Annotated in this window: 18 protein-coding genes and 1 pseudogene; 13 read left to right on the plus strand and 6 right to left on the minus strand. The window is 61.3% G+C overall.

Going from position 1 to position 22,788, the window contains the following annotated elements; all coding sequences use genetic code 11:
- Positions 1 to 71 precede the first annotated feature (71 nt).
- Positions 72 to 818, minus strand: a complete 747-nt coding sequence (locus ABIE16_RS19660; protein WP_218494675.1) for an NRDE family protein — start codon at positions 816 to 818, stop codon at positions 72 to 74.
- 133 nt (positions 819 to 951) lie between these two features.
- Here ABIE16_RS19660 and ABIE16_RS19665 point away from each other — a divergent pair, with 133 nt between their 5' ends.
- The 3 genes from ABIE16_RS19665 to ABIE16_RS19675 all read left to right on the plus strand — a co-directional run bounded on the left by ABIE16_RS19665 (position 952) and on the right by ABIE16_RS19675 (position 3,659).
- Positions 952 to 1,734 (plus strand): sulfite exporter TauE/SafE family protein, encoded by a 783-nt coding sequence (locus ABIE16_RS19665; protein WP_057712872.1) that lies wholly within the window; start codon positions 952 to 954, stop codon positions 1,732 to 1,734.
- A 97-nt stretch (positions 1,735 to 1,831) separates the two neighbouring features.
- Positions 1,832 to 2,638, plus strand: a complete 807-nt coding sequence (lgt, locus tag ABIE16_RS19670) for a prolipoprotein diacylglyceryl transferase (protein WP_057712873.1) — start codon at positions 1,832 to 1,834, stop codon at positions 2,636 to 2,638.
- A 49-nt stretch (positions 2,639 to 2,687) separates the two neighbouring features.
- Positions 2,688 to 3,659: a thymidylate synthase gene (locus ABIE16_RS19675; protein ID WP_407516150.1), complete on the plus strand. Its 972-nt coding sequence runs from the start codon at positions 2,688 to 2,690 to the stop codon at positions 3,657 to 3,659.
- A gap of 122 nt (positions 3,660 to 3,781) precedes the next feature.
- On the opposite strand, the gene cadR is transcribed toward ABIE16_RS19675, so the two are convergent.
- Positions 3,782 to 4,231: a Cd(II)/Pb(II)-responsive transcriptional regulator gene (gene cadR, locus ABIE16_RS19680; RefSeq protein ID WP_057712875.1), complete on the minus strand. Its 450-nt coding sequence runs from the start codon at positions 4,229 to 4,231 to the stop codon at positions 3,782 to 3,784.
- A gap of 93 nt (positions 4,232 to 4,324) precedes the next feature.
- On the opposite strand from cadR, the gene ABIE16_RS19685 reads away from it, so the two are divergent.
- The 7 genes from ABIE16_RS19685 (at position 4,325) to ABIE16_RS19715 (ending at position 13,391) form a co-directional block, all read left to right on the plus strand.
- Positions 4,325 to 6,586, plus strand: coding sequence for a heavy metal translocating P-type ATPase (locus ABIE16_RS19685; RefSeq protein ID WP_429521759.1), 2,262 nt, complete (start codon positions 4,325 to 4,327; stop codon positions 6,584 to 6,586).
- A 16-nt stretch (positions 6,587 to 6,602) separates the two neighbouring features.
- Positions 6,603 to 7,466, plus strand: coding sequence for a LysR family transcriptional regulator (locus ABIE16_RS19690; RefSeq protein ID WP_090451991.1), 864 nt, complete (start codon positions 6,603 to 6,605; stop codon positions 7,464 to 7,466).
- A gap of 251 nt (positions 7,467 to 7,717) precedes the next feature.
- Complete coding sequence (locus ABIE16_RS19695; RefSeq protein ID WP_429521760.1) at positions 7,718 to 8,794, plus strand: putative 2-aminoethylphosphonate ABC transporter ATP-binding protein; 1,077 nt, start codon at positions 7,718 to 7,720, stop codon at positions 8,792 to 8,794.
- Positions 8,794 to 10,518 carry a putative 2-aminoethylphosphonate ABC transporter permease subunit gene (locus ABIE16_RS19700; RefSeq protein ID WP_429521761.1) on the plus strand — a complete coding sequence of 575 codons (1,725 nt, stop codon included), beginning with the start codon at positions 8,794 to 8,796 and terminating at the stop codon, positions 10,516 to 10,518. The genes ABIE16_RS19695 and ABIE16_RS19700 overlap by 1 nt, the downstream gene beginning before the upstream one ends.
- 38 nt (positions 10,519 to 10,556) lie before the next feature.
- Positions 10,557 to 11,582: a putative 2-aminoethylphosphonate ABC transporter substrate-binding protein gene (locus ABIE16_RS19705; RefSeq protein WP_057712880.1), complete on the plus strand. Its 1,026-nt coding sequence runs from the start codon at positions 10,557 to 10,559 to the stop codon at positions 11,580 to 11,582.
- 118 nt (positions 11,583 to 11,700) lie between these two features.
- Positions 11,701 to 12,834, plus strand: a complete 1,134-nt coding sequence (locus ABIE16_RS19710; protein WP_429521762.1) for a TIGR03364 family FAD-dependent oxidoreductase — start codon at positions 11,701 to 11,703, stop codon at positions 12,832 to 12,834.
- Positions 12,834 to 13,391, plus strand: a complete 558-nt coding sequence (locus ABIE16_RS19715; RefSeq protein ID WP_429521763.1) for a phosphonate degradation HD-domain oxygenase — start codon at positions 12,834 to 12,836, stop codon at positions 13,389 to 13,391. Before ABIE16_RS19710 ends, ABIE16_RS19715 begins: the two co-directional genes overlap by 1 nt.
- A 135-nt stretch (positions 13,392 to 13,526) precedes the next feature.
- On the opposite strand, the gene ABIE16_RS19720 is transcribed toward ABIE16_RS19715, so the two are convergent.
- Positions 13,527 to 14,891 (minus strand): GTPase/DUF3482 domain-containing protein, encoded by a 1,365-nt coding sequence (locus tag ABIE16_RS19720; protein ID WP_429521764.1) that lies wholly within the window; start codon positions 14,889 to 14,891, stop codon positions 13,527 to 13,529.
- A complete protein-coding gene (locus tag ABIE16_RS19725) occupies positions 14,884 to 16,254 on the minus strand; it encodes a DUF2868 domain-containing protein (RefSeq protein WP_429521765.1) in 1,371 nt (456 codons plus the stop codon). Before ABIE16_RS19725 ends, ABIE16_RS19720 begins: the two co-directional genes overlap by 8 nt.
- An 85-nt stretch (positions 16,255 to 16,339) precedes the next feature.
- On the opposite strand from ABIE16_RS19725, the gene ABIE16_RS19730 reads away from it, so the two are divergent.
- The gene (locus tag ABIE16_RS19730) at positions 16,340 to 16,852 is read left to right on the plus strand and encodes a dihydrofolate reductase (RefSeq protein WP_429521766.1); all 513 of its coding nucleotides are present in this window, start codon (positions 16,340 to 16,342) and stop codon (positions 16,850 to 16,852) included.
- A 104-nt stretch (positions 16,853 to 16,956) separates the two neighbouring features.
- Here the strand turns inward: ABIE16_RS19730 and ABIE16_RS19735 are convergent, their stop codons facing one another.
- Positions 16,957 to 18,348 (minus strand): L-cystine transporter, encoded by a 1,392-nt coding sequence (locus tag ABIE16_RS19735; RefSeq protein ID WP_429521767.1) that lies wholly within the window; start codon positions 18,346 to 18,348, stop codon positions 16,957 to 16,959.
- A 242-nt stretch (positions 18,349 to 18,590) separates the two neighbouring features.
- On the opposite strand from ABIE16_RS19735, the gene ABIE16_RS19740 reads away from it, so the two are divergent.
- Complete coding sequence (locus ABIE16_RS19740) at positions 18,591 to 19,646, plus strand: haloacid dehalogenase-like hydrolase (protein WP_429521768.1); 1,056 nt, start codon at positions 18,591 to 18,593, stop codon at positions 19,644 to 19,646.
- Positions 19,647 to 20,181: 535 nt separating this feature from the next.
- Positions 20,182 to 20,468 (plus strand): annotated as a pseudogene (locus ABIE16_RS19745) (DUF6124 family protein).
- A 180-nt stretch (positions 20,469 to 20,648) separates the two neighbouring features.
- On the opposite strand, the gene ilvD reads toward ABIE16_RS19745, so the two are convergent.
- Positions 20,649 to 22,490 carry a dihydroxy-acid dehydratase gene (gene ilvD / locus ABIE16_RS19750; RefSeq protein ID WP_057712890.1) on the minus strand — a complete coding sequence of 614 codons (1,842 nt, stop codon included), beginning with the start codon at positions 22,488 to 22,490 and terminating at the stop codon, positions 20,649 to 20,651.
- Positions 22,491 to 22,788: the final 298 nt, after the last annotated feature.

Genomic DNA, 22,788 nt, shown 5'->3' on the forward strand with positions numbered 1-22,788 from the left:
ATCTGTGAACGCCGCAAATCCCCTGTGGGAGCGAGCTTGCTCGCGATGAGGCCTGTGCTGGCAACACAAGACTAAAGCCTGATCTCCACTTCCCCAAGATGCCCGCCATACGGTCCGAAACTCCTTTCGACCATATGCAGCGCCCCATCCGCCTGCACAATCAACGCCGTACTCGCCCGCGTTCCATAACTCTGGCTGGCAATGAACACGCTCGACAACAACGTTTCGGTGACCAGCCCCACTCCGGTATCCGGCAACTCGGCAAACGGCGCGGTCTGCGCATCGCTCAATAACGCCAGCAGCGCCTGAGGCTGCGGATCATCCAGCACCTCGCTCAATGCAGCCTTGGCCTTGAGCAGCTTCGGCCACGGCGTATCCAGCCCGGCGTTCGACACGCCGTAGACTCCCGGTTGCAGCATTACGGCTTCCGATTCCCGGGCGTTGAAGTGCCAGAGCTCGTTCCTGTTGCCAACCAGTAGATTGAAACCGCCATATTCAGGCGAACGTCTGACAACGTCGGCCAAATAGTCATCAATCGAGCAATCGCCCTCGAGGAATCGCGCGACCAGCTCCCCACGAGACTTGCGTCCCGGCGGTCGATGGGGATCGCGGATGTTGGTCAGCGCCGCAAATCGTCCGTTGGCACCGACACCGAGCCAGGTGCCACCGGCCTCGAGGTCGCGCCCGGCATGCACATGCGGGGCTTCGGGCCATGGCGCCAGGGGCAGGCTGGGGCGGGCGTAGAATTCATCGCGATTGGCCGCCACGACCAGCGGCTGGGCATGACCCGGTCGCCAGGCAAAAACAATCAGGCACATCAGGCTGTCCTTGTGTGTTTTTTGCTCACTCTACGCAGACATCGCTCATCGATCCATCGCCTTGCGCAGTGGAGCTTGAGGCCATGCATCCGTTACCATGCCGCTCCGGTTTTGGGGATGCGGGCGGGACGACATGGAATTTCTGCTCTATCTGGCGCTCGGCGCCTGTGCAGGTGTACTCGCCGGGCTGTTTGGCGTGGGCGGCGGGATCATCATCGTCCCGGTGCTGGTGTTCAGCTTCAAGGCCCAAGGGTTCGATCCGTCGATCCTCACGCACCTGGCGGTGGGTACCTCCCTGGCGACGATCATCTTTACCTCGGTCAACGCGGTACGCGAGCATCATCGCCGTGGCGCCGTGCGTTGGCCGATCTTCATGTGGATGACCGTTGGCATTCTGGTCGGTGCCGGGTTTGGCGCGCTGACGGCCGAAGCGATTTCCGGCCCCAACCTGCAGAAGCTCATTGGTGTTTTCGCCCTGGTGATCGCCGCTCAGCTGGCACTGGAGGTCAAACCTAAGGCCAGCCGAACCGTGCCGGGCAAACTCGGTCTGACCGTGGCCGGCAGCGTGATTGGCTGGGCTTCGGCGATTTTCGGCATTGGCGGCGGTTCGTTGACCGTGCCGTTCCTGACCTGGCGCAGTGTGCCGATGCAGCAAGCGGTGGCCACTTCATCGGCCTGCGGTCTGCCGATTGCCCTGGCCAGTGCATTAAGTTTCATGATTCTGGGCTGGCACGATCCGTTGCTCCCGGCCCATAGTCTCGGTTTCATTTATTTGCCGGCGTTGCTGGGCGTTGCCCTGACCAGCATGGTGTTCGCCCGCTTGGGCGCGCGATTGGCCCACAGGTTGTCGCCGAGGTTGCTGAAACGGCTGTTTGCCGCTTTGCTGTTCTGCGTTGGCCTGAACTTTCTAGTCTGAAGCATCTGCTCTGACGGGCAGCGCAATCCTGGCTTAATCCTGAGGTGGCAGCGTCGCCCGGGAATTTTTAAGATTTGAACTCTAACGAGGAGTCGCAATGCTGCCTTACCCGCAGATCGACCCGGTGGCCCTGGCCATCGGTCCGCTGAAAATCCACTGGTACGGTCTGATGTACCTGATCGGCATCGGCGGCGCCTGGCTGCTGGCCTCCCGCCGGTTGAACCGCTTCGACCCGACCTGGACCAAGGAAAAACTCTCCGACATGGTGTTCTGGATGTCGATGGGGGTGATTGTCGGCGGGCGCTTGGGTTATGTGCTGTTCTACGATCTGGGCGCCTATCTGGCCAACCCGACGCTGATCTTCGAAGTGTGGAAGGGCGGTATGTCGTTCCACGGCGGTTTCATCGGCGTGATGCTGGCGGCATTGTGGTTCGGCAAGAAGAACAACAAGTCGTTCTTCCAGCTGATGGATTTCGTTGCGCCGATGGTGCCGATTGGCCTGGGCGCCGGGCGTATCGGCAACTTCATCAACGCCGAGTTGTGGGGCAAGGCAACCGACGTGCCGTGGGCGATGGTCTTTCCGACCGATCCGGCGCAACTGGCGCGTCATCCGTCGCAGCTGTACCAGTTCGCCCTCGAAGGCGTGGCACTGTTCCTGATCCTGTGGCTGTTCTCGCGCAAGCCACGGCCGACTATGGCGGTATCGGGGATGTTCGCGCTGTTCTATGGCATCTTCCGTTTCATCGTCGAGTTCGTCCGCGTACCGGACGCCCAGTTGGGCTATCTGGCCTGGAACTGGCTGACCATGGGGCAGGTACTGTGCGTGCCGATGATCGTCGGCGGGCTGTTCCTGATCTGGCTGGCGTATCACCGCGCCCCGGCGACTCCAGCGGCAGCCGTATAAAATTCGAACCCCGCAGCGATGGTTGCGGGTTCAAGGACACAGGTAATTCATGAAGCAATATCTCGAACTGGTCGCTCACGTCATCAAGAACGGCACCAAACAGGCCAACCGTACCGGCGTGAACACCATCAGTTTTCCCGGTGCGATGCTGCGTTATGACCTGAAGGAAGGTTTCCCGGCGATCACCACGCGCAAGATGGCCTTCAAATCGGCCATCGGCGAAATGTGCGGATTCCTGCGTGGCGTAAATAACGCTGCCGAATTCCGCGCCCTGGGCTGCAAGGTCTGGGACCAGAACGCCAACGAAAACGCCCAGTGGCTGGCCAACCCGTTCCGTCAGGGCGAAGACGACCTCGGCGAAATCTACGGCGTGCAATGGCGCAAATGGCCGGCGTACAAGCAGATCCCGGTCAGCAACCCGGCTGCCATCGAACAGACCCTGAGCCAGGGTTATCGCCAGATTGCCGAAGGCGAGGAAGACGGTCAGGCCTACGTGGTGCTGTACAAGGCCATCGACCAGGTTCGCCAGTGCGTCGATACCATCATCAAGGACCCGGGCAGCCGCCGCATCCTGTTCCACGGCTGGAACTGCGCCCAGCTCGATGAAATGGCCCTGCCGCCGTGCCACCTGCTGTACCAGTTCCACCCGAATGTCGAGACCAAAGAGATCTCTTTGACCCTCTACATCCGCTCCAACGACCTGGGCCTGGGCACGCCGTTCAACCTCACCGAAGGCGCTGCGCTGCTGAGCCTGATCGGTCGCCTGACCGGCTACACGCCGCGTTGGTTCACCTATTTCATCGGTGATGCCCACGTCTACGAAAACCACCTGGACATGCTCAACGAACAGCTCAAGCGCGAGCCGTTCCCGATGCCGAAACTGGTGATTTCCGACCGTGTGCCGGAGTTTGCCAAGACGGGTGTTTACCAGCCGGAATGGCTGGAGCTGGTGGAACCGGGCGATTTTTCGCTGGAAGGCTACGAACACCACGCGCCGATGACCGCGCCGATGGCGGTCTGAAAAAACACCACCGACCCTGTGGGAGCGAGCTTGCTCGCGATAGCGGTGTATCAGTCGACATCCATGTTGGCTGAACAGACGCCATCGCGAGCAAGCTCGCTCCCACAGGGTCGGTGGTGTTTCTAGTGGCCGTGACTACGGCCCACATGGGAATGCTCCACCTCCGTTGCCACCACCCCGCCGCTCACTTCCAGCCGCTGCAAAATCCCGCATTGATCGATACTTGGCCCTTCGCCGCAGCGTTGGCGCAGGTCGAGCAGTTGCGTCTGCAAGGCCAGCAAGCCGTCGATCCGCGCCTTTACATGGTGGATGTGTTCGTCAATCAGCGCGTTGACGCTTTCGCACTGATCCTGCGGACTGTCGCGAAACGCCAGCAGGCTGCGGATTTCTTCGAGCGTCATGTCGAGGGTACGACAGTTGCGGATGAAGGTCAGGCGCTCGGCGTGGGCCTGGGTATAGACGCGATAATTGCCGTCACTGCGGGCCGGTTCCGGCAGAAGGTTCTCGCGCTCGTAGTAGCGGATCGTTTCCACGGCGCAGTCCGTGAGTTTCGCCAACTCTCCAATTTTCATGACGCCAATCTCCAAAACTCCAGAAAGGGTGCTTGACCCTATAGTGGCTACAGGGTCTTTACTTGGCAACAGGCACTCTTATGGACGCAACCAATGAGCGATTCCCTGCACTCCCACAAACCCGGGGCTGAGCACGAGCACAGCCACAAGCTCAAGCCCGTGCAAAAACATGGCCACGGCGGTCACGGCGATGCCTGCTGCTCATCTAAAGCGGCAGCGCCTGCGCTGGTAAAACTGAGCGAATCGCCGACGCCCGGAGCCCGACTGAGCAGTTTCCGCATCGAGGCAATGGACTGTCCAACTGAACAGACGCTGATTCAGAACAAGCTAAGCAAACTGACCGGCGTGCAGCAGCTTGAGTTCAATCTGATTAATCGGGTGCTCGGCGTAACCCACGATTTGCCAGGTATCGAGCCGATCGTCGAGGCCATCAAATCCTTGGGCATGCAGGCCGAGCCGATGGACCAGGGTGATGAAACCCCGGCGCCCGCGCCCCGGAAAAAGCCGTGGTGGCCCCTGGCACTGTCCGGTGTTGGTGCATTGCTGGCAGAAGTTATCCACTTCACCGGTTTCGCGCCGAACTGGGTGGTGGCGGTTATCGCGCTGGTCTCGATTCTCAGTGGTGGCCTCGGTACTTACAAAAAAGGCTGGATCGCCCTTAAAAACCGCAATCTGAACATCAACGCGCTGATGAGCATTGCCGTGACCGGCGCGGTGCTGATCGGCCAGTGGCCGGAAGCGGCGATGGTGATGTTCCTGTTCACCGTGGCCGAGTTGATCGAAGCCAGGTCCCTTGACCGAGCGCGCAATGCCATCAGCGGTTTGATGCAGATGACGCCGGATACGGCAACGGTGTTGCAGGCTGACGGTGTCTGGCTTGAGCAGGATGTCAAAAACATTGGGCTCGGCGCGCGGGTGCGGGTGCGCCCCGGCGAGCGTATCGGCCTGGACGGCGAAGTGCTGTCCGGTCGCTCGACCATCGATCAGGCGCCAATTACCGGTGAAAGCCTGCCGGTGGAAAAAACCGTCGGCGACAAAGTCTTCGCCGGCACCATCAATCAGGCTGGGTCCCTGGAGTACGAGGTGACCGCCGCGGCGGATAACTCGACCCTGGCCCGCATCATCCACGCCGTCGAGCAAGCCCAGGGCGCGCGGGCGCCGACCCAGCGTTTCGTCGACAGTTTCTCGAAAATTTACACCCCGGCAGTTTTCGTCCTGGCCCTGGCCGTGGCGGTGATCCCGCCATTGTTCATGGGCGAGTTGTGGTTCGACTGGATCTACCGGGCGCTGGTGCTGCTGGTGGTGGCCTGCCCGTGTGCGCTGGTGATCTCCACGCCGGTGACCATCGTCAGCGGCCTCGCGGCGGCGGCGCGTAAAGGCATTCTGGTCAAGGGCGGCGTTTATCTGGAGGGCGGTTACAAGCTCGACTACCTGGCCCTGGACAAGACCGGCACCATCACCCACGGCAAACCGGTGCAGACCGATTACCTGTCGCTGGACCCGACCGCCGACGACTCGGCGCCCGCCATTGCCGCCGCGCTGGCCGGGCGCTCGGATCACCCGGTTTCCCTGGCCATCGCCAAGGCGGCTGTGGATAAACAGACCGCGACGCTGATTGTGGATAACTTCGAAGCGCTGGGCGGGCGCGGGGTGCGTGGCGAGATCAACGGCCAGCTCTACCATCTGGGCAACCATCGTCTTGTGGAGGATCTGGGCCTGTGTTCGCCAGCGCTGGAAGAAAAGCTGTTTGCCCTGGAAAAGCAGGGCAAGTCGGTGGTGCTGCTGCTTGATTCGTCCGGCCCGTTGGCGCTGTTTGCCGTGGCGGACACGGTAAAAGAGTCCAGCCGCGAAGCGATCCGGCAACTGCATGACCTGGGTATCAAAACCCTGATGCTCACGGGCGATAACGTCCACACCGCGCAGGCCATTGCAGCACAAGTCGGCATCGACGAGGCCAAGGGCGACCTGTTGCCGGGGGACAAATTGCAGGCTATCGAAACTCTCTATGCTCAAGGGCATCGGGTCGGCATGGTCGGCGACGGCATCAATGATGCGCCTGCACTGGCACGTTCCGAAATCGGCTTCGCCATGGCCGCTGCGGGCACCGATACCGCGATCGAAACCGCCGATGTCGCCCTGATGGACGACGATCTGCGCAAAGTTCCGGCATTCATTCGCCTGTCCCGGCAGACTTCGAGCATCCTCAAACAGAACATCGCCCTGGCTTTGGTCATCAAGGCGATCTTTCTTGGGGTAACCTTTGCCGGGATCGCTACCATGTGGATGGCAGTGTTCGCCGATATGGGCGTGAGTTTGCTGGTGGTGTTCAACGGTTTGCGCCTGCTGCGCAAGTAAAGGACGAGGGACGGTTGTGCTGAGTGCCGAGCTGAAGGCGTTTTACATGGTGGCCCGCCTGGGCAGCATTACCCAGGCTGCCAAAAAGCTCGGCCTGAGCCAGCCGACGGTGACGACACAGATCCGCAACCTCGAAAGTCAGTACTCGGTCGAGCTGTTCTATCGCGGCGGCCGGCGTCTCAGCGTCAGTGAGGAGGGCGCGCGGCTGCTGCCGATGGTCAAGGTGCTGATGCAGCAAGAAGCCGACATCGAGTTTTTCCTGCGTAACTGCGGCCAGGTCCAGGGCACATTGCGTATTGCCGCCACGGCGCCGTATTACATCCTCGACCTAGTGAAAACGTTCCGCGAGCGCCTGCCGCAGGTGGAGGTGTCGGTGGAAATCGGTAACTCCCAACAAGTGCTCGAAGCATTGGAGGATTACCGTGTCGATGTCGCCGCCTCGTCGCAGTTGCTCGATGACGCACGACTGATTCGCCGGGTGCTCGGCAGCGATCCGTTGGTGCTGGCGGTGCATCGCAATCATCCGCTGGCGGTTCACGATCACGTACCGCTCAGCGCGCTGGCCGGACATACCTTGCTGATGCGTGAGCCGGGCTCGACCACCCGTCGTTTGACCGAAGAGTTACTGACCAGTGCTGGCGTGTGCTTCGGTCCGCTGCTGGAGATCGGCAGTCGTGAATCGATCCGCGAAGCAGTGCTGCGCAACATCGGTATCAGCATCATTGCCCGTCAGGAAGTGCCGCACGATCCGCAGTTGCGGGTGCTGACTATCGAGAATGCGCCGCAGATTCCCGAATACCTGTACTGCCTCAAGGAACGCAAAAACGCGCGGCTGCCGGCGGCGTTTCTGGGGTTGGCGCAGGAAATGTCGCCGGCCTGAATTCTGTGGTGCCTGTACCGACCTCATCGCGAGCAAGCTCGCTCCCACAGGAATTTTGGGTGTTCACACAATCTGTGTTTCACCTCAAACCCAGTGTGGGAGCGAGCTTGCTCGCGATGAGGCCAGTTCAGGCAACACAAGACTTAAACCAAAATCCTCGAATACCACTATCGGCAGTTTTTGCCTTACTGCCACATGACGGACTCATTACAACTCTAGGATGGCCCCCATCTGCTCGATGAGGTCCGTCCATGAACAACTCGATCGCAACTGCCCTGACCAACCCCGGCGCACCGATGAAAGTGCGCGGTGTACAGAAGCGTTTTGGCGCCTTCACCGCGCTGGATAACGTGTCCCTCGACGTAGCGGCCGGTGAGCTGGTGTGTCTGCTGGGGCCGTCGGGCTGTGGCAAGACCACCTTGCTGCGCTGCATCGCCGGTCTGGAGAAACAGGACAGCGGCGAGTTGTACCTGGGCGATCGCGACGTTTCCCACCTGGCGCCCCAGGCGCGGGACTACGGCATTCTGTTCCAGTCCTACGCGTTGTTTCCCAATCTCACCGTCGAAGCGAACATTGCCTACGGCCTTGCCGGCAGCGGTCGTGACGAAGTGCGCCGTCGAGTCGGCCAGATGCTGGAACTGGTCGGCCTGGTCGGCAGCGAGAAAAAGTATCCCGGCCAGTTGTCCGGCGGCCAGCAGCAGCGGGTTGCACTGGCTCGCGCCCTGGCCCCGGCACCTTCGCTGTTGCTGCTGGACGAACCGATGTCGGCCCTCGATGCCCGGGTGCGCGAGCATCTGTGTACCGAACTGCGCCAACTGCAACGCAACCTCGGCATCACTACCCTGATGGTCACCCATAATCAGGACGAGGCCATGCTGATGGCCGACCGTATCGCCGTGATGAACAACGGCAAGGTCGAGCAGTACGCCACGCCGCAGGAAATCTACAACCGCCCGGCCACGCCATTCGTGGCGGAGTTCGTCGGCCAGGGTAACTGGCTACCCTTCCAGCGCAACAGCGACAGCCACGCCCAGGTCGGCGGGATGAACATGCGTCTGGCCGAAGGCAGCGCCAAGTCCGCGTCGGGCCGTTTGTTCTGCCGACCGGAAGCGATCAACGTCAACCCGCTGGTGCACGAGGAAAACCTGTTCCCGGCCAAGGTTCGTGAAATCACCTTCCTCGGCAATCGCTGCCGCATGAGCTTCGAGCTCGATCAGTTGCCGGGGCACCCGCTGTTGGCGGAGTTGGCGCCAGAAGCCATGCCGCGCCTTGGTGCCCAGCAGATCATGGTCGCCTTGCCGCCGCGTAGCCTGCAGGTGTTTGCCTGATGAGCGCGAACATCGCGCTGCCGCTGCCGCACAAGCAGGTTCGGCAGACCACCCGCGCCGAGATCGGTGACCGGTTGTTCGTGGTCGGCGGCAAAGTCCTCATGCTGGTGTTGTTGGGCGTTGCCGTATTGATGCCGTTGCTGGCGATCTTCTGGCGCGGTTTCAGCGCCGAGGCCGGGCAGGGCGGTGGCTGGGTCGCAGCGAAAGAGCTGGTGACCAGCGAGAACTTCCACTGGTTGCTCGGTAACAGCCTGAAGGTTTCCCTCAGTGTCGCGGCCATTGTCGTACCGCTGGCCTACCTGTTTGCCTACGCGCTGCAACGAACCTTGATTCCCGCCAAAGGCATCTGGCGTGGCATTTCCCTGCTGCCATTGATGGCGCCGTCGATGTTGCCCGGCATCGCGCTGGTTTATCTGTTCGGCAACCAGGGCATGCTGCGTGGCCTGCTCTCGGACAACATCTACGGCTTCTGGGGCATTGTGCTTGGTGAAGTCATCTACACCTTCCCGCACGCCTTGATGATTCTTCTGTCGGCCCTGTCCCTGGCCGATGCGCGACTGTTCGATGCCGCCTCCAGCATGGGCGCGAGTCCTGCAAAAGCCTTCCGCAGCATCACCTGGCCGGCGACCCGTCAGGCCGTGTTCGCCGCATTCTGTCTGGTGTTCACCCTGACCATCACTGACTTCGGCGTACCAGTGGTTGTCGGTGGCGACTATCAAGTGTTGGCGCTGGAGGCCTACAAGGCGGTGGTCGGCCAGCAACAGTTCGGTCGTGGCGCGTTGATCGGCATGGTGTTGCTGCTACCGGCGCTGTTCAGCTTCGGGGTCGATGCCTGGTTGCGTCGGCGTCACGGTGATTCCATGAGCGGTCGTGCCCAGGTGTTCAAACCCGCGCCGTCGAAGCTGCGCGACAGCTGCTACCTGGCTATCGTCCTGCTGATCTGCGCCGCGTTGCTGCTGGTGTTCGGCATGGCGGTGTTCTCGTCCCTGGTGAAGTTCTGGCCGTACAACCTGTCGCTGTCGCTCAACCATTATCAGTTCAACGAAACCGCCGGCGGTGGCTGGCTGGCCTATGGCAACAGCCTGAAGATGGCCTTGGGCACGGCGTTGATCGGCAGCCTGCTGATCTTCACCGGCGCCTACCTGATGGAAAAAACCAAGGGTCAGCGCGGCCTGAACCTGACCCTGCGCATGCTCAGTTTCGTGCCGATGGCGGTGCCAGGCCTGGTGCTGGGGTTGGGTTACGTCTTCTTCTTCAATCTCACCGGCAACCCGCTGCACGTGCTCTACGGCAGCATGACGCTGCTGATTGTCTGCACCATTGCTCACTATTTGACCACCGCACAAATGACCGCCACCACCGCGCTGCGTCAACTCGATGCCGAGTTCGAAGCCGCCGCGCTGTCGCTCAAGGCGCCGCTGTACCGCCATTACCTGCGCGTCACCGTGCCGATCTGCCTGCCGGCGCTACTGGACATCGTGCGCTACCTGTTCGTCTCGGCCATGACCACCGTTTCGGCGGCGATCTTCCTCTACAGCCCCGACACCATCCTCGCGGCAGTGGCGGTGCTGAACATGGATGACGCCGGCAACGTCGGCGGTGCGGCAGCGATGTCGACCCTGATCCTGATTACCTCGGCGGGCGTGTCCATGCTACTGGCCTGGGCCTCGCGCGGTTTGCTGCGCCGCTCCCAGGCCTGGCGGCAGACCACACCCGGTCATTGAATCTGCACAACCCCTCAACTCAAAAACAGGAAAAGATCATGTTCAAGCCTATGGCCCTGGCCGCTGCTGTCCTCACCGCTTTCAGCCTGAACGCCTTTGCGGCGAAAACCGAGTTGACGGTGTACACCGCTCTCGAAGCCGAACAACTGAAGACCTACAAGCAAGCGTTCGAAAAGGCCAACCCGGACGTCGAAATCAAATGGGTGCGTGATTCCACCGGCATCATCACCGCCAAACTGCTGGCCGAAAAAGCCCGTCCGCAGGCTGATGCCGTGTGGGGTCTGGCCGCTTCGAGCCTGGCGATTCTCGATCAGCAAGGCATGCTGCAAAGCTACGCGCCGAAAGACCTGGGCAAGATCGGCGCCAACTACCGCGACGCGGCCAACCCACCAGCCTGGGTCGGCATGGACGTGTGGGCCGCGACCATCTGCTTCAACACCGTCGAAGCCGAGAAGCAGGGCCTGACCAAGCCCGTGAGCTGGCAGGACCTGACCAAGCCTGAGTACAAAGGCAAGATCGTCATGCCAAACCCGGCATCGTCCGGCACCGGCTTCCTCGACGTCAGCGCCTGGCTGCAAACCTTCGGCGAGAAGCAGGGCTGGGCCTACATGGATGGCCTGCACCAGAACATCGGCCAGTACGTTCACTCCGGTTCCAAGCCTTGCAAACTGGCGGCTGCTGGTGAATTCCCAATCGGTATTTCCTTCGAGTACCCGGCTGTTCAACTGAAACGCCAGGGCGCACCGCTGGACATCATCCTGCCGAAGGAAGGCCTGGGTTGGGAGATCGAAGCGACTGCGGTGATCAAGGGCACTGCCCACGAAGAGGCGGCGAAGAAACTGGCCGACTTCTCGGCTAGCCCTGAGGCGATGGAGCTCTACAAGGAAAACTTCGCCGTGCTCGCCCAGCCTGGCATCGCCAAGCCACAGACCGAACTGCCGGCCGACTACGAACAACGCCTGATCAAGAACGACTTCGCCTGGGCCTCGAAGAACCGCGACGAGATCCTGACCGAGTGGCGCAAGCGCTATGACGGCAAGTCCGAGAAAGTGGCGGCCAAGTAAGATTTTTATCGGCTGAAAGGGCCTCTTCGCGAGCAAGCTCGCTCCCACATAAGGCATGCGGTCTCCTGTGGGAGCGGGCTTGCTCGCGAAAGCGGTTTCAAATTCAGGACAAGACCCCATGACACAACACAACGACATGCTGATCGTCGGCGCCGGCATCCTGGGCTTGTCCCACGCATATGCTGCCGCCAAGCGCGGTCTCAAGGTCACGGTTTTCGAGCGCAGCGAAACGCCCCTCGGCGCTTCGGTGCGCAACTTCGGCCAGGCACTGGTCACCGGCCAGCCGCCGGGGCCTATGCTGGAGCTGGCCCGCGCCAGTCGCGGAATCTGGGGTGATTGGGCCCAGCTCGCCGGCCTGCAACTCAAGCGCAATGGCTCGTACCTGTTTGCCCGCACCGAGGCGGAAGAACAGCTGCTGCAAGCCTTTTGCGACGGCCGCGCGGTGGAGCACGGTTACCGTGTCGACCTGTTGCGCGGCGCAGCGTTACGCGATTTGTACGACGGTCAGTTCCGTCATCACCGTGCGGCGTTGCATGGCATGGACGATCAGCAGTTGTATTCCCGCGAAGCGATTCCGGCGTTGATCGATTTCCTGCGCCGCGACCTGGGGGTCAAGTTTCACTTTTCTACCCTGGTGCGCGATATCGAGCCGGGTCGCCTGCACAGCACCGCTGGCAGCTTCAGTGCCGAGCAGATCATTGTCTGCTCCGGCCACGATTATCAGACGTTACTGGCCGAACAGATCGCTGAACTCGAGCCGCAAATTTGCCGCCTGCAAATGCTCCGCGCCCGACCGCAAATCCACCTCAACCTGCAACACGCGTTGCTCACCGGTTTGAGCTGCGTGCACTACGGCGCCTTCGCCGACTTGCCGGAGGCCGCGGCGGTACAGGCAGAAATCCTGCAGTACGCGCCGCACCTGCACGAAAACGGTATCCACCTGCTGATCAGCCCGACACCCTATGGCGAATTGATCATTGGTGATTCGCACCATTACGGCAGCGATCCGTCACCCTTCAATGCCGAGCAGGTCGACGACTGGATGATCGAGCTGGCTGAGCAGACCCTGGGCTGCAAGGTGCAAGTGGTCGAACGCTGGCAGGGGGTCTATGGTTCACGGGGGCCGGGACCGTTTTCGTTCCTGCGCCCGGCAAAAGGCCTGAGCGTGGCGTTGATGCACACCGGTGTCGGCATGAGCGTCGGGCCGGCGATGGCTGAACGAAACATCGCAGCTGTGTTGGGGGAAATCTGATGGGGCGCAATGAACAAGTCGTCGCCGAAGTATTCAGTCTGTACGAGCGTTTTGGCGACAGCGATTACATCGGTGAACCGGTTTCGCAGATCGAGCACATGTCCCAGGCGGCGGAACTGGCCATGGCCGAAGGCTTCGACGATGAAGTGGTGCTGGCAGCGTTCTTTCATGACATCGGGCATATCTGTGGAGAAAGCGCGGAGAACATGGGCGGCTTCGGCGTTGTCAGCCATGAGCGTCTGGGCGCGGACTTTCTTCGTCGTGCCGGCTTCAGCGAGCGTATGGCTCGGCTGGTCGAATACCACGTGCAGGCCAAGCGTTACCTGACGCTCAAGGAGGCGGGATACTACGAGCGCTTGAGTGAAGCCAGTCGCCGAACCCTGGAATATCAGGGCGGGGTGATGACGGCTGAAGAGGCTGAGGCGTTCGAGCAGGACCCGCTGTGTGCCGTGAGCTTGCGCATGCGCCAGTGGGATGAGCTGGCGAAGGAGGTGCATGTGCCGGTGATTGATCTGGCGGTGTTGAAGGACAAGGCGGTGCGATTGTTGGCTGCGTAAGTCTCGGCACCGAGTGGCTGCCTTCGCGAGCAAGCCCGCTCCCACATTGGATTTGTGACCGACGCACATCCCCTGTGGGAGCGGGCTTGCTCGCGAAGAGGCCAGCGCTGACACCATGCATCATCAATCAAGCCACTAAAGCTGCTGCGCCAAGGCCTCAACCTGCTCCTGCCGCTCCGCCTGATTCAGTTTGGGATGAGGATTGAGCGACGACCACTGCGGATGTGCCCGTGCCTTGTTCAGGGCCTCGGGCAGTTTGCCTTCGCGCCAGCTCTTGTCCTGGGGCGTGGCCACCTGAATGCTGTCCATCGCCGCATGCCCACGGGCGTTCAACGCTTGCAGCAATTGCCGCTGGCGTAGCGCCAACAGGCGCAGCACGTTGTCATCCACAGTCAGTTCGCGCTGGCCCTTGATCTTGCCGAGCAAGCGGCTGCCATAACTGCGTGCGGTTTGCAGCGCGCCACCGGCGATGGCTCCCGCCAGAGCCGCTGCGCCCAGGGTAATCCCGCCCACCAGCAGGTCGACCCCGGCCCCCGCAGCAGCACCCGCGGCGATACCGCCACCCACGCGCACGCCCAGTTGCTTGAGGGTTTCCGGGTTGAACAGGTCATCGCCCCAGCGACCGTCGAGCAGCGGTAAATCACCGGCCGCGGCATCCTGTGGGCGGAAGGCGTACAGCTTGAGCAGGGACTCGACGCAACGCTGCTCACGCTGGCGCACGGCTTTGCGCAGTTCGCTGATCGCCTGTTGTTCCTGCTCGGCTTCACTGACCACACTGCGTCGGCAGGCTGCGCAATCGATCAATAATTCGGCAATCAATCGCTCTGCGCTTTGTTGGCGAGCCAGACGCTGGGCTTGCTGATCGGCGATCAGGCGTTCGAGCTGCGGCCGGGCAGTTTCCAGCAGCAGGGCGAGACTTTCATAGAGTCGACGCTCGCCATCCTCCGGCGGCGCGACGCTGTCGAAGCGCACCAAGGCATGCAAGCCCAGCCGCGCCAGCGCTTCACGCCAGGCCGGTTCGCGGTGGTTGGCGCTGCTGACGAAATTCAGCACCGGCAGCAAGGGCTTGCCGCAACCGGCCAGCACTTCCAGCTCGTCGCGATACTTGGCGAGCACCGGCTCTCGGGCGTCGATCACGTAGAGCCCGGCGTCCGACGCCAGCAACTGGCGCAGCACTTTGGCCTCCTGTTCGAAGCGTTGCCGGGCTTCGCTGCCATCCAGGAAACGCGCCAGCCGCGCCGGGCCGTCGAGGCGTTCGCCAGGCCGCTCCAGGCGTTCGAGGTAGTCGAGCAGGGCGATGGCGTCTTCCAGGCCCGGGGTGTCGTAGAGATCGAGCAAGGGCTCGCCGTCCACCGACAACCGTGCGCCCTCGACATGCCGCGTGGTGCTGGGACGATGGGACACTTCACCGAAGCCGACGTCGCGGGTCAGGGTGCGCAGCAGTGAGGTTTTACCGACGTTGGTGTGGCCGACCACGGCGAGTTTCAGGGGATTAGTCATGACCCGTCTCCAGCCAGTTCATCGGTGCACAATCGGCAAACGGCAGCTCAAGCTGTTGCAGCGCCACGTGCCAGTCGCCCAGACGTTCGGCGTCCAGCGCTTCACCGGGGGGCGCCTGCAACAACCACACGCGGGTGGCGCTGGCGCTGCGGGCCAGTTCGGCAATCAGGGCCAGGCTGCCGCGATCCGGCGAGCGCCGTGGATCGCACGCAATGGCCAGGCGTGCCGGGGGAAAGCGGGTCAATTGTTCGAGGAGTTTGTGTCGCGATTCGCGGCTGTCGAGGATGCCAGCGTTGCTGACGTTTTTCGGCAATTGCGGTGGCCACGGGCGGTCGTCGTCCAGCTCGATGGCGACCAATAGAGCACCTTCACTTTGTTGTTCGCTGACGCCGCTTTCCACGCGATGCAGTTGCTCAGGCGCCGCATCGCTGATGCCGAGACGCTCGCTGGTGGGCATCAAGCGTTCGCGAAGCTGTGCGTAGCCGGGCAGGTTCAAATCCAAGCGGAGCGCCGTTTGCCCGGATTTCCAGCGCCACAGGCAAAACAGTGCGAGCAGCAGGCGCGGCAAAATCCCATAGACCAGCAGAACGCCAACCAGCCATGCTGCCCAGGCCTGGCGCGCGCTTTCGATACTCAGTGCGGCGTCGCCGCTGGCACGGATCATCTGCTCGGTGGGAACACTGAAACCGAGCAGGGCCGGCAGGGCGCCAAGCGCCTGGGTTACGGCAATAAAGGTGTCGGCACTGAGGATGGTGGTTTCCCAGACGAAGCCGTAGCGCCGGGTTGCCATCAGTGTCAGCAGAATGACCAAGGCGCTGATCATCGCCAGCAACCACAGGCCGTTGACCACTACGCCGATGGCCCAGCGATTGAGCTTCTGCCGTTGCAACAACAGGAGCAGGGCGGGGGCCAGTTGCGTGGCCTTGGCGTCCCGGGCGAGTTTTTCACTTAGCCACAGCCATAGTCGCCCGAGGCTGGCGCCGTGTTCTCCGGCAAACGCCAGGCCCAGGGCCCAACTCAGCAGCAGGATCAGGTTGAGCCCGAGCAGGCTGCCCAAGGCCCAGAACACATTCACCGGGTGCAGGCCATCGCCCATTGCGGCAAAGGCCAGGCCGGCGCCGCTGATCACCGCCAGCACCGCCATTACGATCAGCGCCAGTCGTGCGCCTTGCAGCCAGTGTTTGAGGGCCGTAACCAAGCCATCACGTTCAGCCAGCCACAGGGCCCGGCGTTGAATGCGCGACGGCAAATCACCGCCGACGCTGCGGGCCAGCCGGTTGGCTTCAAGGTCTTCCAGGGGGCCTGCGTGTTCTTCGCGCAGTCGGATGGTTTCTGTCAGCCAGAGGGTATTGAGTTCAGTCACGCGGCATCCCGTCGCTTAATTGAGCTGTGAGCATAACCGCTGTGACGCTTATCGGCGAAAGCGAGGCTCTGGTATCCTCGCCGACATGACTAAATCACTCCCCCTCAGCCTGATCGCAGCCCTCGGTGAAAACCGTGTGATCGGCGTCGACAACAGCATGCCCTGGCACCTGCCGGGGGACTTTAAATATTTCAAGGCCACCACCCTGGGCAAGCCGATCATCATGGGGCGCAAGACCTGGGACTCACTCGGTCGTCCGTTGCCGGGCCGCTTGAACATCGTGGTCAGCCGTCAGACGGATCTGCAGCTCGAAGGCGCGGAGGTTTATCCGTCGCTGGAAGCCGCCGTTGTCCGCGCCGAAGCATGGGCGAAGGAACAGGGCGTTGATGAGTTGATGCTGATTGGCGGTGCGCAGTTGTACGCGCAAGGCTTGGCACAGGCTGATCGGTTGTACCTGACTCGCGTGGCGCTGAGCCCGGAAGGGGATGCGTGGTTTCCGGAGTTTGATTTGGGCCAGTGGAAGCTGGTGTCGAATGTGCCGAACCCGGCCGAAGGTGACAAACCGGCGTACAGCTTCGAAGTGTGGGAAAAAGCCTAAAAGCTTCGCGAGCAAGCCCGCTCCCACATTGGATCTGTGAGCGACACAAATCCCCTGTGGGAGCGGGCTTGCTCGCGAAGAGGCCCGCTCAGTCGCTAAAGAACTTAAGCCTGCGCCAACGCCGAATGCTCATCCGCATCCAGCAATTCTTTATCAGTCTGCTGCATCACCTGACTGGTAATCGCCCCAGCCGTGATCGAACCACTCACATTCAACGCCGTACGCCCCATATCAATCAACGGCTCGACCGAAATCAGCAACGCCACCAGTGACACCGGCAAGCCCATCGCCGGCAGTACGATCAGCGCCGCAAACGTCGCACCGCCACCCACTCCGGCCACACCGGCCGAGCTCAGCGTGACAATCGCCACCAGTGTCGCGATCCACAGCGGGTCCAGCGGGTTGATGCCCACGGTCGGCGCCACCATCACCGCTAACATCGCCGGGTACAGACCGGCACAGCCATTCTGGCCGATGGTCGCGCCGAACGAAGCGGCGAAACTGGCAATGGACTGCGGGATGCCCAAACGACTGGTCTGCGCCTCGATGCTCAACGGAATCGTCGCAGCGCTGGAGCGGCTGGTGAAGGCAAACGTCAGCACCGGCCAGATCTTGCGGAAGAAGCGCAGCGGATTGATCCCGGCGGCCGACACCAGCACGCCATGCACCACAAACATCAGGCCAAGGCCGATGTAAGACACCACGACGAAACTGCCGAGCTTGATGATGTCTTGCAGGTTGGAGCCGGCGACCACTTTGGTCATCAGCGCCAGCACGCCGTACGGGGTCAGCTTCATCACCAGGCGCACCAGGCGCATTACCCAGGCTTGCAGGGTGTCGATGGCGTTGATCACTTTCTGACCTTTCTCGGCATCATCCTTGAGCAGTTGTAGCGCCGCGACACCCAGGAACGCAGCGAAAATCACCACACTGATGATCGACGTCGGCTTGGCTCGCGCCAGATCGGCGAACGGGTTTTGCGGAATGAACGACAGCAACAGCTGCGGCACATTCAGGTCGGCGACCTTGCCGGCGTAATCGGTCTGGATGGTTTGCAGGCGCGCCATTTCCTGGGTGCCGGCCACCAGGCCTTCGGCGGTCAGGCCGAACAGGTTGGTCAGGCCGATGCCGATCAACGCCGCGATGGCCGTGGTGAACAGCAGCGTGCCGATGGTCAGGAAGCTGATCTTGCCCAGCGACGAAGCGTTGTGCAGGCGGGCCACGGCGCTGAGGATCGAGGCGAACACCAGCGGGATCACGATCATTTGCAGCAATTGCACATAACCGTTGCCCACCAGATCGAACCAGCCGATCGAGGCTTTCAGCACCGGATTACCGGCACCGTAGACAGTGTGCAACGCCACACCGAACGCCACGCCCAGCACCAGTGCGAGCAGGACTTTTTTCGCCAGGCTCCAAGTGGTGTGGCGGGTTTGCGCCAGGCCCAGGAGCAGGGCGAGGAACACCAGCAGATTGAGAATCAGCGGCAGATTCATTGGAACTCCCATTAGACTTTTGCCAGCTGCCTTCCGGGGCAGCTGCGAACCGGCAAGCCTAACAGCTTGAAAACTAATGAATTAATATCAAAAACGCATGGTGTCCGTCGTTTTTGGAATAAGTGGGTGTCGCTGTCAGAAATGCAACTGGCGCGAAATGGACACAGGCGGTCGCTGACAGGCGGTGACTGTCACACTTATTTGTTAGCGTCGATCTCTTTCACATTCAGGGAGAAACGCCGATGAAGTTCGCACCGAAATTACTGGCTGCAGCACTTTGCCTGGGCCTTGCCGGCCAGGTTTTCGCAACGGATCTGAAACACTGGCCAGCCGATCAGGCCAAGGCACTGGACGCGATGATCGCCGCCAACGCCAACAAAGGTAACTACGCGGTGTTCGACATGGACAACACCAGTTACCGCTATGACCTGGAAGAGTCGTTGCTGCCGTTCATGGAGAACAAGGGCCTGATCACCCGCGACAAGCTCGATCCCTCCCTGAAACTGATGCCGTTCAAGGACACCGCCGACCACAAGGAAAGCCTGTTCAGCTACTACTACCGCCTCTGTGAACTCGACGACATGGTTTGCTATCCATGGGTCGCCCAGGTGTTCTCCGGCTTTACGCTCAAGGAGCTCAAGGGCTACGTCGACGAGATGATGGCGTCGGGCAAACCGGTGCCGGCCACCTATTACGAAGGCGATGTGGTCAAGAAGCTCGACGTCAACCCGCCGAAAATCTTCACGGGCCAGCAAGAGCTGTACAACAAACTGATGGAGAACGGCATCGAGGTCTACGTGATGACCGCCGCCTCCGAAGAACTGGTGCGCATGGTCGCGGCCGATCCGAAGTACGGCTACAACGTCAAGCCGCAGAACGTGATCGGCGTGTCGCTGCTGCTCAAGGACCCGAAGACGGGCGAGCTGACCACTGCGCGCAAGCAGATCACCGCCGGCAAGTATGACGAGAAGGCCAACCTCGGCCTTGAACTGACCCCGTACCTGTGGACCCCGGCGACCTGGATGGCCGGCAAGCACGCGGCAATCCTGACCTACATCGACGAGTGGAAAAAACCGGTGCTGGTCGGCGGCGATACCCCGACCAGTGATGGTTACATGTTGTTCCACAGTGTTGACGTGGCCAAGGGTGGCATCCACCTGTGGGTCAACCGCAAGGACAAGTACATGAACCAGATTAACGGCATGATGGCCAAGAATGCCGCGGCCCAGGCCAAGGAAGGGATGACGGTGACTGCCGACAAGAACTGGGTGATCGTCAAGCCTGAAGAAATCCAGTAATTGTAGGAGCGAGCCTGCTCGCGATGGTCGTTAACGATGACGCGTGCTGTCTGATTTGACGCGGTGTCCTTGCGTCCATCGCGAGCAAGCTCGCTCCTACAGTTTGATCGGTGTTGTTCCCCAATCCAGTGTTCAACGCAGATCCATTGTGGGAGCGAGCTTGCTCGCGATGAGGCCAGTCGGTGCAATGAAAGCCTCTGTTTGATCGCCATCTCCTGACAGTCGCAACCTACGCTTTCTTGCGTAAGGGACTACGACTACGCCAGAATCCGCCGGCTTGTGCGCCTTACTCCCGGACTCTACCGTCTACCTGTCGCTGAACATCAGCGATCGGGTTTGGTAGCCCGGACATTCGGCGCATTGCGTCACCTCATATAGGGTTTCTTTGAAGCCCGTGATTTATGGTGGCCATGCGTAGGGCGCCTTCGGGTGCGCCGGTTTCCAAATGTCCGGTCTACCAACCTGCGTATGGCCATCACCCTTCGTTTGGTAGCGAGGTCGATGGCTCCTCTTTATACATTTGGGAGTTTCATCAATGCTGAAAATCACCCCCGATCCGCCGGACACCAACAACCTTTCCACCCAAATCAACGCCACCCCACGAAAACCCAGCCGAACATTCCTCATCGCACCGGGCCTCGACACCGAAACCCTGTTGGCCCACGCCTGCGAATCACTCGCCTCGGCCAATGTCATGGCCAACGATTTTGCCGGCCTGCTGGAAGGCTCTCAACGCAGCACGATGCTGGGGATTGCGCAGGTCATCATGCTGGCGAGTTGGCGGTGAACCAGGCGCTCGATAGTCTCGATCCACAGGAATAGTTCTGCCCTTGTAGGGGCGAGCCTGCTCGCGATGGTCGTTAACGATAACGTTGGAAACCTGACACCCAGCGGCGTTCTCCAGTCCATCGCGAGCAGGCTCGCTCCTACAGGTGAAAGGTGACCGGCAGAAACAAAAATGCCCCGCACTTGGCGGGGCATTTTTTGTCCGACGGTTAAGCCTTACAGCCCGTCAAGCATCGCCTTGTTGCGCACCGCACCTTTGTCGGCGCTGGTGGCCAGCAGGGCGTAGGCTTTCAGCGCGGTGGTCACTTTACGTGGGCGCACTTCCACCGGTTTCCAGCCTTTCTTGTCCTGCTCCACTCGGCGTGCGGCCAGTTCTTCGTCGCTGACCAACAGGTTGATCGAGCGGTTCGGAATGTCGATCAGCACTTTGTCGCCGTCCTGTACCAGGCCGATTGCGCCGCCGGCAGCCGCTTCAGGCGAAGCGTGACCGATGGACAGACCGGAAGTACCGCCGGAGAAACGGCCGTCGGTGAGCAGGGCGCAGGCTTTGCCCAGGCCTTTGGATTTCAGGTACGAAGTCGGGTAGAGCATTTCCTGCATGCCCGGGCCGCCTTTCGGGCCTTCGTAGCGAATGATGACGATGTCGCCTTCTTTCACTTCGTCGGCGAGGATGCCGCGTACGGCGCTGTCCTGGCTTTCGAAGATCTTCGCGTTGCCTTCGAACACGTGGATCGATTCGTCGACGCCAGCGGTTTTCACCACGCAGCCATCCAGCGCGATGTTGCCGTAGAGCACGGCCAGGCCGCCTTCTTGCGAGTAAGCGTGCTCGACACTGCGGATGCAGCCGTTTTCACGGTCGTCGTCCAGGGTTTCCCAGCGGGTCGACTGGCTGAATGCGGTTTGCGTCGGGATGCCCGCAGGACCGGCCTTGAAGAAGTGATGCACGGCTTCGTCGTTGGTCTGGGTGATGTCCCACTTGGCGATGGCTTCTTCCATGCTGCGGCTGTGCACGGTCGGTAGCTGGGTGTGCAGCAAGCCACCACGGGCCAGCGAACCGAGGATGCTGAAGATCCCGCCGGCACGGTGCACGTCTTCCATGTGGTACTTCTGGATGTTCGGCGCGACCTTGCACAGTTGTGGCACGTTGCGAGAAAGACGGTCGATGTCGCGCAGATCGAAATCGATCTCGGCTTCCTGGGCGGCAGCCAGCAAGTGCAGGATGGTGTTGGTGGAACCGCCCATGGCGATGTCCAGGGTCATGGCGTTTTCGAACGCCTGGAAGTTGGCGATGTTGCGCGGCAGTACCGACTGGTCGTTCTCGCCGTAGTAACGCTTGCACAGCTCGACGATGGTGCGGCCGGCCTGCAGGAACAGTTGCTCACGGTCGCTGTGGGTGGCCAGGGTCGAACCGTTGCCCGGCAATGCCAGACCCAGCGCTTCGACCAGGCAGTTCATCGAGTTGGCGGTGAACATGCCGGAGCACGAACCGCAGGTCGGGCAGGCGCTACGCTCGTACTCGGCGACTTTCTCGTCAGAAGCGCTGGAGTCGGCGGCGATCACCATGGCGTCGACCAGGTCGAGGCCGTGGGAAGCGAGTTTGGTCTTGCCGGCTTCCATCGGGCCGCCGGAGACGAAGATCACCGGGATGTTCAGGCGCAGTGACGCCATCAGCATGCCAGGGGTGATCTTGTCGCAGTTGGAGATGCACACGATGGCGTCGGCGCAGTGGGCGTTGACCATGTACTCGACGGAGTCGGCGATGATCTCGCGACTCGGCAGCGAATACAGCATGCCGTCGTGGCCCATGGCGATGCCGTCGTCCACGGCGATGGTGTTGAATTCTTTTGCAACACCGCCAGCGCGTTCGATCTCGCGGGCGACCAGTTGGCCCAGGTCCTTGAGGTGGACGTGGCCCGGTACGAACTGGGTGAAGGAGTTGGCAATGGCGATGATCGGCTTCTTGAAGTCGTCATCTTTCATCCCCGTGGCGCGCCACAGTGCGCGGGCGCCGGCCATGTTGCGGCCGTGGGTGGATGTTTTCGAGCGGTAATCAGGCATGAAGCACTCCGGGCGGCTAATCAGGTATCAAAAGGGAAGTGAGCTTCTATTGACGTCTGGAACACTCAGAAATGGCCGCGTGTCCGGAAGTTGCCGATAACTTTGCGGGATCGCCGCGCGCTTCAGCTTGAGCTCATAAACCCGCCGGGGATGATTGGCGATGAATGTTCGCGATTCTACACGGCTGGCGGCTGGAGGGAATGGCTGCAAGCATTCACAAGACGTTCGGCGACCACCCCTGTAGGAGCGAGCTTGCTCGCGACGAACCCGAGAACGCTGCGGGGTGCCAGGCTTCCCG

Origin of the sequence: Pseudomonas sp. 2725 (assembly GCF_050434585.1) — a bacterium.
GTDB lineage: Bacteria > Pseudomonadota > Gammaproteobacteria > Pseudomonadales > Pseudomonadaceae > Aquipseudomonas > Aquipseudomonas jessenii.

What these genes read in the sequence shown, in the direction of transcription:
- lgt (WP_057712873.1), top strand. Translation starts at nt 1,832, where the DNA reads ATGCTGCCTTACCCGCAGATCGACCCGGTGGCCCTGGCCATCGGTCCG.
- ABIE16_RS19685 (WP_429521759.1), top strand. Translation starts at nt 4,325, where the DNA reads ATGAGCGATTCCCTGCACTCCCACAAACCCGGGGCTGAGCACGAGCAC.
- cadR (WP_057712875.1), bottom strand. Translation starts at nt 4,231, where the DNA reads ATGAAAATTGGAGAGTTGGCGAAACTCACGGACTGCGCCGTGGAAACG.
- ABIE16_RS19710 (WP_429521762.1), top strand. Translation starts at nt 11,701, where the DNA reads ATGACACAACACAACGACATGCTGATCGTCGGCGCCGGCATCCTGGGC.
- ABIE16_RS19700 (WP_429521761.1), top strand. Translation starts at nt 8,794, where the DNA reads ATGAGCGCGAACATCGCGCTGCCGCTGCCGCACAAGCAGGTTCGGCAG.
- ABIE16_RS19740 (WP_429521768.1), top strand. Translation starts at nt 18,591, where the DNA reads ATGAAGTTCGCACCGAAATTACTGGCTGCAGCACTTTGCCTGGGCCTT.
- ilvD (WP_057712890.1), bottom strand. Translation starts at nt 22,490, where the DNA reads ATGCCTGATTACCGCTCGAAAACATCCACCCACGGCCGCAACATGGCC.
- ABIE16_RS19735 (WP_429521767.1), bottom strand. Translation starts at nt 18,348, where the DNA reads ATGAATCTGCCGCTGATTCTCAATCTGCTGGTGTTCCTCGCCCTGCTC.
- ABIE16_RS19695 (WP_429521760.1), top strand. Translation starts at nt 7,718, where the DNA reads ATGAACAACTCGATCGCAACTGCCCTGACCAACCCCGGCGCACCGATG.
- ABIE16_RS19730 (WP_429521766.1), top strand. Translation starts at nt 16,340, where the DNA reads ATGACTAAATCACTCCCCCTCAGCCTGATCGCAGCCCTCGGTGAAAAC.
- ABIE16_RS19665 (WP_057712872.1), top strand. Translation starts at nt 952, where the DNA reads ATGGAATTTCTGCTCTATCTGGCGCTCGGCGCCTGTGCAGGTGTACTC.
- ABIE16_RS19675 (WP_407516150.1), top strand. Translation starts at nt 2,688, where the DNA reads ATGAAGCAATATCTCGAACTGGTCGCTCACGTCATCAAGAACGGCACC.
- ABIE16_RS19705 (WP_057712880.1), top strand. Translation starts at nt 10,557, where the DNA reads ATGTTCAAGCCTATGGCCCTGGCCGCTGCTGTCCTCACCGCTTTCAGC.
- ABIE16_RS19660 (WP_218494675.1), bottom strand. Translation starts at nt 818, where the DNA reads ATGTGCCTGATTGTTTTTGCCTGGCGACCGGGTCATGCCCAGCCGCTG.
- ABIE16_RS19720 (WP_429521764.1), bottom strand. Translation starts at nt 14,891, where the DNA reads ATGACTAATCCCCTGAAACTCGCCGTGGTCGGCCACACCAACGTCGGT.
- ABIE16_RS19715 (WP_429521763.1), top strand. Translation starts at nt 12,834, where the DNA reads ATGGGGCGCAATGAACAAGTCGTCGCCGAAGTATTCAGTCTGTACGAG.